Annotated in this window: 13 protein-coding genes; 10 read left to right on the forward strand and 3 right to left on the reverse strand. The window is 46.1% G+C overall.

All coding sequences use genetic code 11. The features are described from left to right. Window positions 1–178: 178 nt before the first annotated feature. From HALTITAN_RS07580 to HALTITAN_RS07620, 9 genes are all read left to right on the forward strand, one after another. Complete coding sequence (locus HALTITAN_RS07580) at window positions 179–3,826, forward strand: DUF7149 domain-containing protein (protein WP_009286743.1); 3,648 nt, start codon at window positions 179–181, stop codon at window positions 3,824–3,826. A 540-nt stretch (window positions 3,827–4,366) separates the two neighbouring features. Next, window positions 4,367–4,654, forward strand: coding sequence for an MBL fold metallo-hydrolase (locus HALTITAN_RS07585; RefSeq protein WP_039858670.1), 288 nt, complete (start codon window positions 4,367–4,369; stop codon window positions 4,652–4,654). Between the two features lie 32 nt (window positions 4,655–4,686). Beyond that, window positions 4,687–5,532, forward strand: coding sequence for an EamA family transporter (locus tag HALTITAN_RS07590; protein ID WP_039858672.1), 846 nt, complete (start codon window positions 4,687–4,689; stop codon window positions 5,530–5,532). A 384-nt stretch (window positions 5,533–5,916) separates the two neighbouring features. Then, window positions 5,917–6,759: a hypothetical protein gene (locus HALTITAN_RS07595; RefSeq protein ID WP_009286744.1), complete on the forward strand. Its 843-nt coding sequence runs from the start codon at window positions 5,917–5,919 to the stop codon at window positions 6,757–6,759. A gap of 77 nt (window positions 6,760–6,836) precedes the next feature. After that, window positions 6,837–7,364, forward strand: a complete 528-nt coding sequence (locus HALTITAN_RS26310; protein ID WP_051051933.1) for a phosphatase domain-containing putative toxin — start codon at window positions 6,837–6,839, stop codon at window positions 7,362–7,364. Then, window positions 7,282–7,929, forward strand: coding sequence for a hypothetical protein (locus HALTITAN_RS07605; RefSeq protein ID WP_236614938.1), 648 nt, complete (start codon window positions 7,282–7,284; stop codon window positions 7,927–7,929). The genes HALTITAN_RS26310 and HALTITAN_RS07605 overlap by 83 nt, the downstream gene beginning before the upstream one ends. An 81-nt stretch (window positions 7,930–8,010) precedes the next feature. Further along, window positions 8,011–8,484: a GNAT family N-acetyltransferase gene (locus HALTITAN_RS07610; RefSeq protein ID WP_039858675.1), complete on the forward strand. Its 474-nt coding sequence runs from the start codon at window positions 8,011–8,013 to the stop codon at window positions 8,482–8,484. Window positions 8,485–8,641: 157 nt separating this feature from the next. Further along, a complete protein-coding gene (locus HALTITAN_RS07615; protein WP_039858678.1) occupies window positions 8,642–9,598 on the forward strand; it encodes a ribonuclease Z in 957 nt (318 codons plus the stop codon). 81 nt (window positions 9,599–9,679) lie between these two features. Further along, entirely contained in the window at window positions 9,680–9,967 is a 288-nt protein-coding gene (locus tag HALTITAN_RS07620) for a HigA family addiction module antitoxin (RefSeq protein WP_039858679.1), read from the forward strand. Between the two features lie 106 nt (window positions 9,968–10,073). On the opposite strand, the gene HALTITAN_RS07625 is transcribed toward HALTITAN_RS07620, so the two are convergent. Both HALTITAN_RS07625 and HALTITAN_RS07630 read right to left on the reverse strand, forming a co-directional pair. Continuing rightward, window positions 10,074–10,493 carry a putative periplasmic lipoprotein gene (locus HALTITAN_RS07625; RefSeq protein ID WP_039858681.1) on the reverse strand — a complete coding sequence of 140 codons (420 nt, stop codon included), beginning with the start codon at window positions 10,491–10,493 and terminating at the stop codon, window positions 10,074–10,076. 547 nt (window positions 10,494–11,040) lie between these two features. Then, window positions 11,041–11,562 carry an NADPH-dependent FMN reductase gene (locus tag HALTITAN_RS07630; RefSeq protein WP_009286745.1) on the reverse strand — a complete coding sequence of 174 codons (522 nt, stop codon included), beginning with the start codon at window positions 11,560–11,562 and terminating at the stop codon, window positions 11,041–11,043. A gap of 665 nt (window positions 11,563–12,227) precedes the next feature. Between HALTITAN_RS07630 and HALTITAN_RS07635 the strand changes: the two genes are divergently transcribed. Then, window positions 12,228–12,881, forward strand: a complete 654-nt coding sequence (locus HALTITAN_RS07635) for a DsbA family oxidoreductase (RefSeq protein WP_039858684.1) — start codon at window positions 12,228–12,230, stop codon at window positions 12,879–12,881. 99 nt (window positions 12,882–12,980) lie between these two features. On the opposite strand, the gene HALTITAN_RS07640 is transcribed toward HALTITAN_RS07635, so the two are convergent. Continuing rightward, window positions 12,981–14,174 (reverse strand): E22 family MetX-like putative esterase, encoded by a 1,194-nt coding sequence (locus HALTITAN_RS07640; RefSeq protein WP_009286746.1) that lies wholly within the window; start codon window positions 14,172–14,174, stop codon window positions 12,981–12,983. Between the last annotated feature and the right edge of the window lie 58 nt (window positions 14,175–14,232).

Genomic DNA, 14,232 nt, shown 5'->3' on the forward strand with positions numbered 1-14,232 from the left:
TTCTCAATCATTGTAACGTCAAGTTCATTGAGGTTTCACATCAAGGTTTATAATTGCTGCTATTTGGACAATGTTATGATTAAGAGATAAACACAATCGCCCCTATGCACTCCAAAAAGCATGTTTTTGCCAATGTTTTTAAAGTCAATAGAGTAACTATAGGAAAGAGATAGAATAAATGGAGATGAACACACTTAAACCTAGAAAAGCACTGAATAAAGCCTTTTTGAAAATAAAACCTCACAGGGCTGAAATAGAAGGTTTTAAGGCTAATCTTATCCAGCTGCTCGACAGAATAAATGACATCGAATCTGAAGAATTTCATAAGAATCTTGTTACTGATTTTCTCAAAAAAACTTATTACGATCCAAACTACTTCATCAACACCAAAGGACGAAACGACCTTGTAATTCATAACGGAGATAAAGCAAGAAATGCGGTTGGAGTAATCATTGAAGCAAAGAAGCCAACCAACAGAAACGAGATGGTAACGACTAACAAACTGAATGTTAAGTCCTTTCATGAATTAGTGCTTTACTACCTTAGAGAGAGAATTTCACATAACAACCTTGAAATAAAAAACTTAATAATTACAAACATCAATGAATGGTTTGTTTTTGACGCTATGACGTTCGACAGGCTTTTTGCTCAAAATAAAAAAATTGTAAAGCAATTTAATGATTTTGAAGCTGGGCGATTAACAGAAATTAGAACCGAATTTTTCTACAAAGAAATTGCTGAACCATTTATCTCTGAGATCACCACTAAAATTGAATTTACCTACTTTAATTTACAGGATTATCAAAAACCTTTACGCAATAACGATAAAGCAGATGATAATAAGTTGATTGCGCTATTCAAGGTTTTGTCACCTGAGCATTTGTTAAAACTTCCCTTCACTAACGATAGTAATAGCCTTGATAAGCGGTTTTATAGCGAGCTGCTTCACATTATTGGATTGTCTGAAACAAAGGAAAAAAACAAAAAACTGATTGGTCGAAAAAAAGACGGCGAACGCTACACGGGAACTATACTTGAAGGCGCCATTATTCAGATTGACAGTTTGGACAAGCTTAGCCGATTAGAGCGATCAAGCCAATTTGGAAGCACTCAGCAAGAAAAGCTATTTAACGTTGCTCTAGAACTGACTATTACTTGGGTCAACAGAGTTTTGTTTTTGAAGTTGTTGGAAGCTCAACTTATTACTTATCATAAAGGGGATAAGTCTTATTCTTTTCTCAATCTTGATAAAATTAAAAACTATGACGATCTGAATAGCTTGTTTTTTCAGGTTTTAGCGCGGAAGTATGAAGAGAGAAACGAAGATGTAATTACAGATTTTGAAAAAGTGCCTTATCTTAATTCATCTTTATTTGAACCGACGAATATCGAACAAGATACACTTTTCATTAGCAACTTGAGAGATGATAAAGATATTCCAATCATTTCATCAACTATTCTAAAAGATCAGAATGGAAAAAAACGAACAGGAAAGCTAAATACCCTTCAATATCTCTTTGAATTTCTGAATTCTTATGATTTCAGTAGTGAGGGATCAGAAGAAATTCAGGAAGAAAATAAATCACTCATCAACGCTTCTGTGCTTGGCTTGATTTTCGAGAAAATCAACGGATATAAAGATGGCTCATTCTTCACCCCTGGTTCCATTACCATGTATATGTGCCGTGAAACCATTCGCAAGGCAGTTGTTCAGAAATTTAATGAAACCAAACAGTGGGAATGCAAAGACTTAGAAGAAGTTTACGACAAGATAGAAGACAGGCAGGAAGCCAACGAGATTGTAAATAACCTGAAAATCTGTGACCCAGCGGTTGGTTCTGGCCACTTTTTGGTTTCGGCGCTCAATGAAATAATTGCTGTAAAAAATGACTTGAAGATTTTGCAAGACCGACACGGTAAACGACTTAAAGAATACCAAGTTGAAGTGATTAATGATGAGCTTATTATAACAGACGAAGAAGGAGAGCTATTTAAATACATCCCCAACAACAAAGAAAGTCAGCGGATTCAGGAAACACTCTTTCATGAAAAGCAGACACTAATTGAAAAATGTCTTTTTGGTGTAGACATCAACCCCAACTCTGTGAAGATCTGTCGGTTGCGATTGTGGATTGAACTTTTGAAAAATGCCTATTATAAGAATGCCACCGAGCTCGAAACCCTTCCTAATATTGACATTAACATAAAGTGTGGGAACTCATTGGTTAGCCGTTTTGACATCCGGGCTGACTTTAAAAAAGCCTTGAAGCAAAGCAATAGGTCAATTAGTGGTTATAAAAATGCGGTAGATTCATACCGCAATGCTCAAAATAAAGAGCAAAAAAGAGAAATGGAAAAGTTGATTGCAGACATCAAATCTGACTTTAGAAGTGAGATCTCCTCCAGCGATCCCAAAGTTAAAAAGCTTTATAGACTCTCCGGCGAGTTATTCTATATTAAAAATCAAGGTCAGCTTTTTGAAATGAGCAGAAAGGAAAAGATTGCTCAGGAAAAAAACGTCAAAAAGCTGACCTTAGACATTAAAAAATTAGAAGCTGAAATTGAAGAGATAAGAGCTAATAAAATTTTCGAAAATGCTTTTGAATGGCGCTTTGAGTTCCCTGAAGTACTCAATGATGAAGGTGATTTTGTTGGCTTTGATGTTGTAATTGGAAATCCTCCTTATATACTTTCAAGAGAGAGTTTTGATGATAAGATCAAAAAGTACTTTAACAATGAATATAATTTAATCCACGAAAAGTCAAATTTATATCTTCTTTTTATTGAGAGGTCATTCACTATTTTAAAGGAAAATGGCAACTTTTCTTTCATAATTCCAAATTCAATAACTGGCGTTGAGTCTGCTTACAAGGTACGTGATTTTTTGCTAAATAAAAATAAAATTATTTCTTTGATTAACTTGCTTGGAGAGACTTTTGAAGGTGTGGGTGTCGAGTCTTGTATTCTTACAGCATCGAAAATGAATTCAGAAAAAGATATAAAATATGCAACCTTAAGTTCTGAAGTGATAAACGAAGAAGGATTTGAGTCGATAAATCCAAATGTATGGAGACAAAACAGAAATTTCATCTTTGATATAACCTCATCTAGTGAAGAAGCAATAATTATTAGTAAAATAAAAAGAAAATCAGAACTTTTGAGTAAATTTTATGATGTTAAAGTTGGGCTGCAAGCCTACGAAAAAGGAAAAGGTAAACCAAGGCAAACAGCAGTTGATGTGAAAAATCATGTTTTCGATTTTGAATACAAGTTTGATGAAAATACATATCCATATTTAAAGGGTTCAGATATAGGAAGGTATTTTTTTAATTGGTCTGGTCAGTGGCTTAGGTATGGTGAGTGGCTTTCGCAACCAAAGAAAATTGAGCAGTTTTCTCTTCCTCGAATACTGGTTCGTGAAATTACTGGAAAATATCCAGCAACAATACAGGCAATGTACGCTGAGGGTGTTTATTTAAACAATAAAAGCATTTTGAATGTTTTCCAAAAAGACGGGAGTTATTCTTTATTTGCACTTTTGGGTTATTTGAACTCGAAGCTTGTCAGTTTTTATCACAAAAGACAAACCGTAAAAGGTAATAGGAAATTATTCCCAAAGGTTGTTGTTAAAGATTTGCAAAACTATCCTTTTGTGATTGATCAAATTACAGAGACGAAAATCAAAGAATTGGTTGCTCAAATTTTAACAGAAAAACAGAAAGATGCTTCTGCGGACACAAATGGCTTGGAGAAGAAAATTGACGACTTGGTTTACAATCTTTATGAATTAACTGAAGGAGAAATTGAAATTATTGAAAAAGCATAGGGCAGCGCCTAGCTACTACAGACATCGCCAACCTAATGTAAGCCAGTTGTAAAACAATGGTTATGGGGAATATGGGGTTTTGAATACACATAACAAGCCAAAGCACGCGGACGCAGCAAAGCTGCGCCGGTGTTTGATGCGTTATGCAAGGCATAAGCATTCACGTACGCATTCAGGGGCCTATACTTTGTCTTCACTCTAGTTTCTACGAAGTGCGTCATGTCCGGAATCAATGTTATCGAGGCGAACGGCGATCTGGAGCGGTTGATTGATGATACTACTGAGTCCCATCAATGTATTATCATTGGGGAGCAAATAGGGCGGTCTTGGTATCCAAGGAAGGTTGGTCGGCCATTCAGGAAGCGCTTTTTCTGCTCTCCTTGCCGGATATGCGAACATCGATTCGCGAGAAGGTTGTGACGCCAATGGTTGAATGCGATGAGACGCTGAATTGGTAACCTGTAGGTCGTTTTACACCAATTAAGCGCACGACAAATCATGCAGTGTCATTCCCTTGTAAGCAGCCATCCACCGAAAACCATGAACCTACTCTTCCTAGGCACCTCCTCCGGTGTGCCCACTAAATGCAGAAACGTCTCCGGCATCGCTTTGCGAGAGAGCAAGGGGAAGGGCTGGTACCTGATCGATTGTGGTGAGGGCACCCAGCATCAGGTCTTGCACACGAAGCTGTCGTTTCATTCGTTGAAGGCCATCTTGATTACTCACGTGCACGGCGACCACTGCTATGGGCTGCCGGGTATACTGGCGAGGGCGGCCACATGCGTGTATAGGAATTTGGACTATGCTGGGAAAACTAGTTTTTCTTAACGTAGCATCCTACAGCTCAAGGATACAGTGATATGAGCATAGAAATAACAATGATTGTACTGCTCGCTGCCATCTTTAACGCCAGCTGGAATGCGATAGTTAAAGTGAGTGGCGACAGGATTGCCGTCATGGCGGTAATCACCCTATTGGGCAGTCTAGTTTCTGTATTCGCCTTACCTTTCGTGGTGATCCCCGATCCAGCCAGTTGGCCGCTTCTTGGCCTAGCCATCTTGATTCATACCGCATATCACTTTTGCCTGCCCATGGCTTACCACTATGGCGATTTCGGCCAGATCTATCCCATCGCTCGTGGGTCGGCGCCTTTACTCGTTACACTAGGCGCTGCCGCGTTCGCTGGCGAAATGTTAGGGTTTCTCCCGTTACTCGGCGTGCTGTTTCTTGGGGTGGGCGTGATGTCGCTTTCATTCGATACCAGTACCGGTATCACCAGAAACCCCCGCGCTATTCTCCTCGCTCTTGGTACGGGAGCCCTTATTGCCTCCTACACGCTAGTGGGTGGCCTGGGCGCCCGACAAGCTGGCTCGGTGTTCGGCTTCGCGGTTTTATTGACCCTCGGCAACGGATTGCTGACGTTTGCGATTGCTTTGACGTGGAAATCCAAGGAAATAAAAAGAGTTATATCCAGCAATTTGGCTCCCGCTATTGTCGGCGGGGGAATGCAGGTCGGTGCGTATTGGATCGTTATCTGGGCCATGGCCTACGCCCCACTCGGCATGGTCTCAGCCTTACGAGAAACTAGCGTATTGTTCGCAGCGCTTATTTCCACCATCATTCTGAAAGAAGGCTTCGGCGTGTGGCGGTTTGTTTCTTCAGGCCTCATCGCTTGCGGTGTTACGTTGACACGTTACAAGCCTTAATGAGTGCTCCGTGTCGTTAATATTGCTTATCAGCTTCACGATCGCCAAACATTTCGAACACCGCCAGCAGCCTCTCAGTTAGCTTTAACTTTGCTCAGCTTGGTTACGCTTACCCATAAAATCGAAGCGACTCTTTCACTGTTATAACAAGGCCTGCCCCGTAATATGCCATCGTCTAAATGCCCATTGCCATGAGATGAGTGTTGTTAGAGCAGGCCCGCGAATTTTGGATATTTTATCACCAAAATTGGCTTTGCACTCAGGGGAATTAATGAGGTAGAGTTAAATGAGGAGGTTACATAACCTCAATGACTGCGCCGAGACATTTATTGAGGCCCTGGAGCCTTCCGTATAATTACTGCTAAGCTTGAGTGTGGAATCGAAATGAATATGCCCTTCTCAATTGATAAAGAGTTATTCAGTAAATCCTTAGAAGAGGCTGGTATAAGAAGAGTGGCTTTTGTTTTCCACCTGAAAGTTAAAGATATTAATGGCTATAGTAAGTTTTTGAAAGAAAGTCAAAATAGCTTTAATAGCAAAAGGCTGTTTCGAGTTAAGGCTGATCCTGTTGCACGAGAAGGAATGTGGATAGATGAAATTATCATTGATGAATTTCCATCCACCCAAGCTGCTTTCAAGTTTCTTTCGACCTTCGATGAAACTCTAGATCAGGTTTGTTCTGAGCATACCATCCTTGCAATTGAACCAGAACCATCAGTGCTTTTTTATATGGTTAAAATCATCTCTAGGGTTGTTCGGTTGTTCAAAGGTGTCATCGACAAAGGAACCCCCACAGCAACATGGAAAGCCGAGAATAGCGCAGTCTGGCCTGATGAGAAACAAATGGAAGTAGCAAGAGCCCAAGATCTTGACGAGCCTCTTTTTGTTTACAATTTGAATAAATACAAACCGAATGCTGAATATAATAATTCTTACGAAGTCGCTAAAGGTATTAGCGGAAAGGAGGCCTATGACCGCTACTCCAAAATTGCGGGATTTGAATTACTGCGAAGGGGAGCATATCCAGTTTATGGTGGAAAGCCCCTTGGGTTATTCAGCAGTGACAAGGAGTGTATGCTAGCTGATCGCTGGGATCATTTTATATTTGTACGCTATCCTCAGCGGCGTAACCTTCTGGCCACCATTGAGAGTGAAGAATTTCACAAAGGTGAAGTTCATCGCGACGCTGGGTTGGAACGAGTCGCAATTTTTATGGCAAAAGCCTAAAAAGAAAAATTAACTCGGATCCAAATTTCGCTGCGCTACATTTGCACCGGTTATTTGAAGTGTTGGGGAAACTGAATATGAAGCACTTATTCTGGCTCATTGAAGGGGCTCTTGCTGGACGACCAGGGCCTAATAATGCGGCGTGGGATCCTCAAGAGTTGTATAACGGTGGTATTCGTGCAGTCCTCACCCTAAACCGTGGATATGGGGTTGATGTTACCAGTTTGGAGGCTGTTGGCATCACTCATAAAAGAATTCCAATTCTCGTCCAGGAACCTCCGCAGCCCGATGCGTTTGAAGTTGCTTGGCCTGCTCTGGAGGAGACAAGCCGCTGGGTATGGGATCAGATTCAGAGTGGAAACCCCGTGCTTGTACACTGCACTCACGGTAAAGATCGTACGGGCCTTTTATTGGCCTATATACTTGTTCGATATTACGGCCTAGCTTCGCAAGAGGCCATTGCGCATGTTCGCCGCGTGCGGCCGATTGCACTTACTGCGGTTGGGTGGGAGCAGTTTGCGAATGATTTTCTCAGGCTATGTCAGTCGGAAAGTGCCTTTGAGAAAACCGTCATTATTTCATCCCAACCAACGCTTCAGTCGTGATGCAGAGATGAGACTCCCAGAATTTGCTACCCACTACTATCTACCTGAGATTGGCCCATTTCGGAGTCTCTCCGAACTTCCAGTGGGCTCAGAAGATCCAATCTTCTTAGGTCTTCTGACGCGTCATCAGCGTGATCCCGGCTATCGACGGCGCTACGGCAGGAACTACATTGAAGTTCGCAGCAAGGTTGAAGCTCGGCTGCGTGAACTTTTCGTTGCGCGAGGAGGTAAGCCACGCTGTCGTCATCCCTATTATCTCGTGCTTGGAGAATCTCCTTGGTTTCGTGATTTGAACGCTGACCAAAGTGAGCTGAAAATACCTCTATTGGAGCTTGATCCTGAAACAACGTCCTTGACCTATCCGGATAGCTTTGTTGCGTTATCCCGAGGCGATAAGCCTTACTTCAATAAAGTGTTTTTGCTTAGCGAGGTGAGCGAAATCGTTGAGCGGTTTGGGGTTCCTGACAATGATCAGGTGGTTCCTTATGAGCGATATTGGGAAACTGATTTTGAACTCTATATTGAGGTGCAACTTTGGGACATTCCACCTGGATTCAAACCATAACAAGACCAGTTACGCCGACGCCTACTCCATTGCGGCTTCGCCACCATTTTGTAACCGCGCATTTTGAACGGCGTTAGACATATGAAAACAACTCTGCGAACACCCGTAAAAACCGATTATGACGCTATTGCGACTTGGATCAGTGATGAGAAGGCCTGTTCTCGCTGGGCTGGTTTATCCCTGCCGTTTCCCTTTATTGCAGAAAACTTGCCTGAGCTACTCGCCGTAGAGGGATGCACAAACTATTGTTTATCCGATATCGATAACAACTGCGTTGGTTTTGGCCAGTTCTGGCCCGGAAAGCAGAGCGCTGTACATATCGGCAGGATTATTATTGCGCCTGAAGCAAGAGGGAATGGCGCAGGCCGCTTGCTTTGCGAAAAGCTGATAACAAAGGCTAGGCAATCAACTGGCGCGTCGACGGTGACGCTGCGTGTCTATCGAGATAACCATGCGGCTCGTTCTTTGTATTCAAGCCTTGGCTTCTTTATTATCGAGTCAGAGTCTACAGATGATGTATTGTTCATGAGTGCAGCGGCTAATCATGATGCATAACTTTTCGTATCCCCCACGTCACCTCCGCCTGAGCGTTTTTCTCTCATAAATATGATCTACAGGTGGCCCGCATTAGGGTTAATCTGGATGATCTTTGCCCTTTGGCAGCCCAGCCCCTTGCTTCTACAGCGAAGGCGTAAGAAATGACGAGCAAGCTATGAACTTACTGTTCCTCGGCACCTCCGCCGGTGTACCCACCAAAACAAGAAACGTCTCCGGCATCGCTTTGCGCGAGAGCAAAGGGAAGGGCTGGTACCTGATTGATTGTGGTGAGGGCACCCAGCATCAGGTCTTGCACTCGAAGCTGTCTTTTCATTCGCTGAAAGCCATCTTGATTACCCACGTGCACGGCGACCACTGCTATGGGCTGCCGGGCATACTAGCGAGTGCGGGAATGGGTGGCCGAAAAGCGCCACTGACCATTGTGGCGCCCGCAGGCATCAAGGCATGGTTGGAGGCCACCTGTGAGGTCACGCAGCTATGTTTACCCTTCGCTTTGGAGTTTATCGACTCGGACGAGCTGCCCAGCGTTGAGTTTGAGAGCGTTGCCGTTACCACGTTCAGGCTTGCACACCGGGCGCCGTCCTACGCTTATGGGTTTACGGAGACAAGGGTCGACGCTGCCTTGGATGTGGATAAACTAGCGCAAAAGGGGATTCCAAGAGGGCCGTTGTGGGGGCAGTTGAAGCAAGGGTTTGATGTTGAGTTTGAGGGTGAGCGGTTAAAAAGCCATGAGTTCTTGATCTTCAAGCACAAGCCGAGAAAAGTGGTGATCGCAGGGAACAATGATCAGCCTGACTTGTTGATGAATGCCTGCGCGGGCGCGCAGGTGCTGGTGCATGAAGCCACCTACACCGAAGAGATGGCCCAGAAGGCCGGTGATGTGGGGCATAGCTACGCCAAACTTGTCGCCGCGTTTGCCGAATCGGTACAGTTGCCCAATCTGGTACTGACGCACTTCAGCCCCCGTTACCAGCTCAACCCCCATGCGTCGCCGTCTATTGAGGACATCCGACAAGAAGCCCGGAGCGTCTATTCGGGGTCGCTTTATTTGGCGCGGGATTTTGGTGAATACACACTGGATAAAGCGGGCCACTTTTCTGAACTGGCATAGCAAGTTTCTCGACACTTTTCGATGTGTACCATACTGATGCCGAGATAGTGAATTACGAAGATTACCACTGAGGTAGCGCCAATGCTGATGCACAACCCTCCCCATCCTGGTGAAGTATTACGCGAGCTTTGCTTGGAGCCTCTAGGCCTTTCTGTGACAGCCGCTGCGGAAGCGCTCGGCGTAAGTCGCAAAACGCTCAGTGCTGTGCTGAACGGCAAGGCCGGTATTAGCCCTGAAATGGCGGTGCGGCTTTCTATCGCGTTTGATACCTCTGCGGAAAGCTGGTTGAACCAGCAGTCCCAATACGAGCTTTGGCATGCCGAACAGCATCGCAAAGAGCTTAAAGTAAAGAGGCTGGTTGCCGCTTAAAGCAGCGGTGGTTTAAGTACACCCTGGATAAAGCGGGCCACTTTGCTGAACTAGCGGCTGAATAACTGCTTTCACCCCGCCGCCCCTTGAGTGACCACCGCTCAGGTCAGTCGCGGCAATAGCCTTCACCTGTTGCGACTACCAAGCAGTCTTCCTTTTCCAATAGCCACTTCATGCCGGTGGCTTCGCCGTCGCCCGCACGAAGCAGCTGTGGGCCGTCCCCGCGGTTGAAGCTAATGCCCTCGGCGGTGGCCTGCCCTTCGAAAGTGCCGATTTGATCGGCATCCAGGCCGTAGCGCATGTGAAGGAGATAATGGCCCGGGCCTGCAGACTCGTCCTTGCTGATTTCCAGGAATAACCCTTCAACGCCAATCCATCGGCCGACCCATTGATCGGTAACCTGATGGTGGGGTTGGTTTTGCTCGGTTGCAGTATCTGAAACGGGCGCGTTTGATGCGGTGGTGTTGCTGTTGCTACACCCGCTTATCAGCATTGTAGCGATTAGCGCTAATAATGCTTTTTTCATAGCTGGCTCCTTATCATTACTGGGTGTTGCTCAGTATAGGACGAAATGTACTTTCATCAGTTTGAACGTATTTTGGTATATGTCGATGGGCTATGTACTGCTGAGGTATTTTAAAAAGTTACACACCGGCTTGCTGATTATGAACAGGAGTACGCCCGGTGGTTGCTTCAAACACTGCTGAATTTATTTTTGCTCGTGAGGGAATCAATGGGGTAGAGTTAAATTAATTTATGAAATCACTGTTAACTAGATATCTTCAGGATTTCCCATGTCTTCAGACCCCTGGCTTCAACGTTGGTTACCTCTTATCACTGATCGAGCTGACTGCGGGCCAGTCCTTGAGCTTGGTTGTGGTGCTGACCCATATCGTGAAGAGCTCAACGTGAAGAAGCTTGTTATGGTCTGGAATAGCACATAGCCAGATCGTTCTCCAAGTGACATTTCCTTCGAGTCGCAGCGGTTTTGCCACTGGTGATGGCAGGCGCAATCAGTTTCTATAGCGCCTGTAATGACAGACTGCAGATGATTTCCTAAAAATAGAAAAAAATTAAATCTTACTTAATGTTCCAAGTAAGTCTCGGTTAAACTGCTGGTTAGTGACGATGCCCTGCTCTAAGTCAAAATTTTCGAAAAAGCTGGGTAAGGAAAGCGCGCCTATAACGGTTGCTGAAAAATAGGGAGCTGACGCTTGTGCGGAAGCTAAGACACTTTGTGCCCCACCTTGACCAGGCGAGGTAGATAGCATAAGAACGGGTTTATTTTGAAATACTTTCATATCTATTCGTGATGTCCAGTCAAATAGATTTTTATAGGCTGACGTATAAGTCCCATTGTGTTCCGCGAATGACATTACAATGACATCTGCTTCACCGATAGCGTTGTAAAAAGCATGCGCCAATTCAGGGATGCCAGACTCTTTTTCTCTTTCTCCGCTAAATATTGGCATTTCAAAGTCGTTAAGATCGATTAACGAAATATCTGCATCGCTGACTTGTTGTGCTGCATAAAAAGCCAGTTTTTTGTTAATGGAGCTTTTGCTGTTGCTAGCGCCGAAGGCAAGTACTTTCATTTTAAAATCCTTTGAGTTGATTTTTTCAAGGGTGTTGGTTTGGTTTTAGTTACACGTTTTTAATAAAAATGTTATCTGAAGCGATAAGATTGAGTTGGCTTTGACGTAGGGCTATTCTGAAACCTCAGCTAAGGTTGAGGTCAAGAGGGGTGCGAAAAATAAACTTATAGGCATTTTATTTGAGCTTGAAGAGCTTCCGAATCAGACCCGTGTCACTCTTGTTGATTGGGACAAATTGGGCTCTAGGTGGCGAGGCGAGCTAAACAGGAAGATAACGCAGTTAATTGAACTGAGAGATATGATGACAGACTGCATCGGGTGTGGTTGCCTTTCTCTTGATAAGGTGCAAGCTACATTCTTGAGAGTCATGACTCCTTAATCTTCAAACACAAACCAGGGAAAGTCGTGATCGCCGCGTTTGCCGAATCGACAGAGCTGCCCACTTGGTGCTGACGAACTTTAGTCCTCGTTACCAGTTCAACCCCCAGCGTCGGAGCCAGTAAGATGCTAAGCCGTGAGTAAGAGGCTCTGGCTTACCAACGCCGTCAATGGGTTGGAAAAAGTGCACAACCGACTAGGCGGGTTGCGCTTAGGTGTTGCTTGATAAAAGCCAAGGCTTAGCGCAGTTTGTGCGCTGATGACCGAACCCAACGAGGAGATCCATCATGCAGAAGGTAAGAATTGATTTAGTGTCCGATGTCGCCTGCCCATGGTGCGCGATCGGCTATCGGCGCTTGGAACAAGCGCTAGAAACCCTTGATGGCGAGGTCGACGTCGAGCTCTTCTGGCAGCCCTTTGAACTCAACCCTGACATGCCGCCTGAGGGCGAGCCGATCCTGGAGCACTTGTGCCGCAAGTACGGCAAAGATGCTGCCAGCATGGCGCAGTCCCAGCGTGAGATTATGGCGGTGGCCGAAGAGCTTGGATTAAATTTTCGTGGTGCCCAGGAGCGTCGGGCGAACAACACTTTCGCTGCCCACCGCGTGCTTGCTTGGGCTGCAACGCAGAACCTAGAGACGCCCCTACAATTGGCACTGTTTGATGCCTACTTTGGTGAGGCGAAAAACCCTTCAGACCCAGAAGTTCTACGAGAGAAGGCCATTGAGGTCGGGCTTGACGGTGATATTGCCGAGTCCATCGCCCGGTCTGATCAGTACGCAGACGAAGTTCGAGCGGCAGAACAGCGATTCATGGAAGCAGGGGTTACCGCCGTGCCGGGATTCATCCTCGACGGTCGATACCTGATTTCTGGCGCCCAGCCTGCTGAAGTGCTGGTTGATGCGCTTCGTCAAGTGGCCGAAGAGAACGCCAGCCGCTAATGTTTTAGAGGTTCTGGCCTGAGATGCGGCTGGTAAGGCTGGCTCATATTGCAACTTCTTAAGCGCTGGCTTTAAGACTCAAAGCCAGCGCTACCCCCCTTACTGCAAAAACGCCCGCAACGTATCACTTGCTTGATTGATGGAAACAACGCCATCCAAATGGCCTCGATCGCCTTCCAGGGTTTCAAGCGTCACCTCAGTGCCATCTGCCTCAATTAGCTCGGCGGTTCGACGCACACCTTCAGGCGCGAAGACGAGGTCGTTTTCGCTATACAGCATCAGTGTCGGTGCTTCGATGGCGGCAAGTCCTTCCTCTAGCGAGTCGCCGTGGCCTGCCATAAAGGTTTGGTTGGCGCGCACCAGATAGAGCAGATGGTTGGCATCGGAGGTGGCCGCACGGGCGGCGGCGATATCATCCAGCGTTTGTTCGATCGCGTAGCGGGCGTTGATATCCTGAGCGGGGTCACGCGCTTCATCGGCCCAATCGCGGTTAAAGGTTTCGTTAGCCCACTGCCAGTGGTTGGCGTTGAGTGTCACCAGTTTTAGCGCTTCTTTTAGCCCGTCGGTAGGTGGTTCGCCGTTGTAGTAGTTACCCTCGTTCCAGTTGGCGTCTAAACGAATCGGCGCTGCCCAGGCGCTTAGCGTGGCCAGTAGCCAAGGGTCGGCAACGCCGCCGCCAATCACTGAGATTAAGCGTTCAACTCGGTCAGGATAGGCGCTGGCCCACTCGATAGCTTGTAGCGCGCCCATCGAGGCACCCATCACCGCATGCAGCGATTCAATGCCTTGGCTTTCGAGTAGCTCGCGCTGTACCTCGACAAAGTCGCGGATGGTGACGACCGGGAAGTCCATGCCCCAGGGCTCGCCGGTGTCAGGGTTGATGGAGGCGGGCCCGGTGGTGGTGACGTTGGGGTCTTTGGCATTCAGGTTAACCAGCGTATCCGAGGAGATGATGTAGTACTCATCGGTATCGAGTGGCTTGCCGGGGCCAATGATGGCATCCCAGTAGCCGGTCGGCTGCCCATCTACCTCATAGCGGCCTGCCGCATGACTGGTGCCAGAGAAGAAGTGGGTGATCAGAATGACGTTATCGCGGGCGTCATTGAGCTCGCCGTAGGCTTCCCAACCCACCGTGACGTTGGGGATCGTCTCGCCGCCATGGGTAGTGAAGCTGTCCATTTCGAAGGTCTGTTTCTCGACGACCCCATCCCAGGCCCACAGGGGAGAAGCAAGAAGGAGGCCAAGGCCGGAACAGAGCGTTGCCGTGAACAGCGCGTATCGTGTAGATGCCATAGGGTTGCCTTACCTTAAGAGAGGGATAGTTGTGATTGTTTTAGGCCACGGGCATTGG

Origin of the sequence: Vreelandella titanicae BH1 (assembly GCF_000336575.1) — a bacterium.
Classification (GTDB): domain Bacteria; phylum Pseudomonadota; class Gammaproteobacteria; order Pseudomonadales; family Halomonadaceae; genus Vreelandella; species Vreelandella titanicae.

Excerpts from the sequence above, each read along its gene's own strand:
- HALTITAN_RS07580 (WP_009286743.1), top strand. The coding sequence starts at position 179 with ATGGAGATGAACACACTTAAACCTAGAAAAGCACTGAATAAAGCCTTT.
- HALTITAN_RS07585 (WP_039858670.1), top strand. The coding sequence starts at position 4,367 with ATGAACCTACTCTTCCTAGGCACCTCCTCCGGTGTGCCCACTAAATGC.
- HALTITAN_RS07590 (WP_039858672.1), top strand. The coding sequence starts at position 4,687 with ATGAGCATAGAAATAACAATGATTGTACTGCTCGCTGCCATCTTTAAC.
- HALTITAN_RS07595 (WP_009286744.1), top strand. The coding sequence starts at position 5,917 with ATGAATATGCCCTTCTCAATTGATAAAGAGTTATTCAGTAAATCCTTA.
- HALTITAN_RS26310 (WP_051051933.1), top strand. The coding sequence starts at position 6,837 with ATGAAGCACTTATTCTGGCTCATTGAAGGGGCTCTTGCTGGACGACCA.
- HALTITAN_RS07605 (WP_236614938.1), top strand. The coding sequence starts at position 7,282 with ATGATTTTCTCAGGCTATGTCAGTCGGAAAGTGCCTTTGAGAAAACCG.
- HALTITAN_RS07610 (WP_039858675.1), top strand. The coding sequence starts at position 8,011 with ATGAAAACAACTCTGCGAACACCCGTAAAAACCGATTATGACGCTATT.
- HALTITAN_RS07615 (WP_039858678.1), top strand. The coding sequence starts at position 8,642 with ATGAACTTACTGTTCCTCGGCACCTCCGCCGGTGTACCCACCAAAACA.
- HALTITAN_RS07620 (WP_039858679.1), top strand. The coding sequence starts at position 9,680 with ATGCTGATGCACAACCCTCCCCATCCTGGTGAAGTATTACGCGAGCTT.
- HALTITAN_RS07625 (WP_039858681.1), bottom strand. The coding sequence starts at position 10,493 with ATGAAAAAAGCATTATTAGCGCTAATCGCTACAATGCTGATAAGCGGG.
- HALTITAN_RS07630 (WP_009286745.1), bottom strand. The coding sequence starts at position 11,562 with ATGAAAGTACTTGCCTTCGGCGCTAGCAACAGCAAAAGCTCCATTAAC.
- HALTITAN_RS07635 (WP_039858684.1), top strand. The coding sequence starts at position 12,228 with ATGCAGAAGGTAAGAATTGATTTAGTGTCCGATGTCGCCTGCCCATGG.
- HALTITAN_RS07640 (WP_009286746.1), bottom strand. The coding sequence starts at position 14,174 with ATGGCATCTACACGATACGCGCTGTTCACGGCAACGCTCTGTTCCGGC.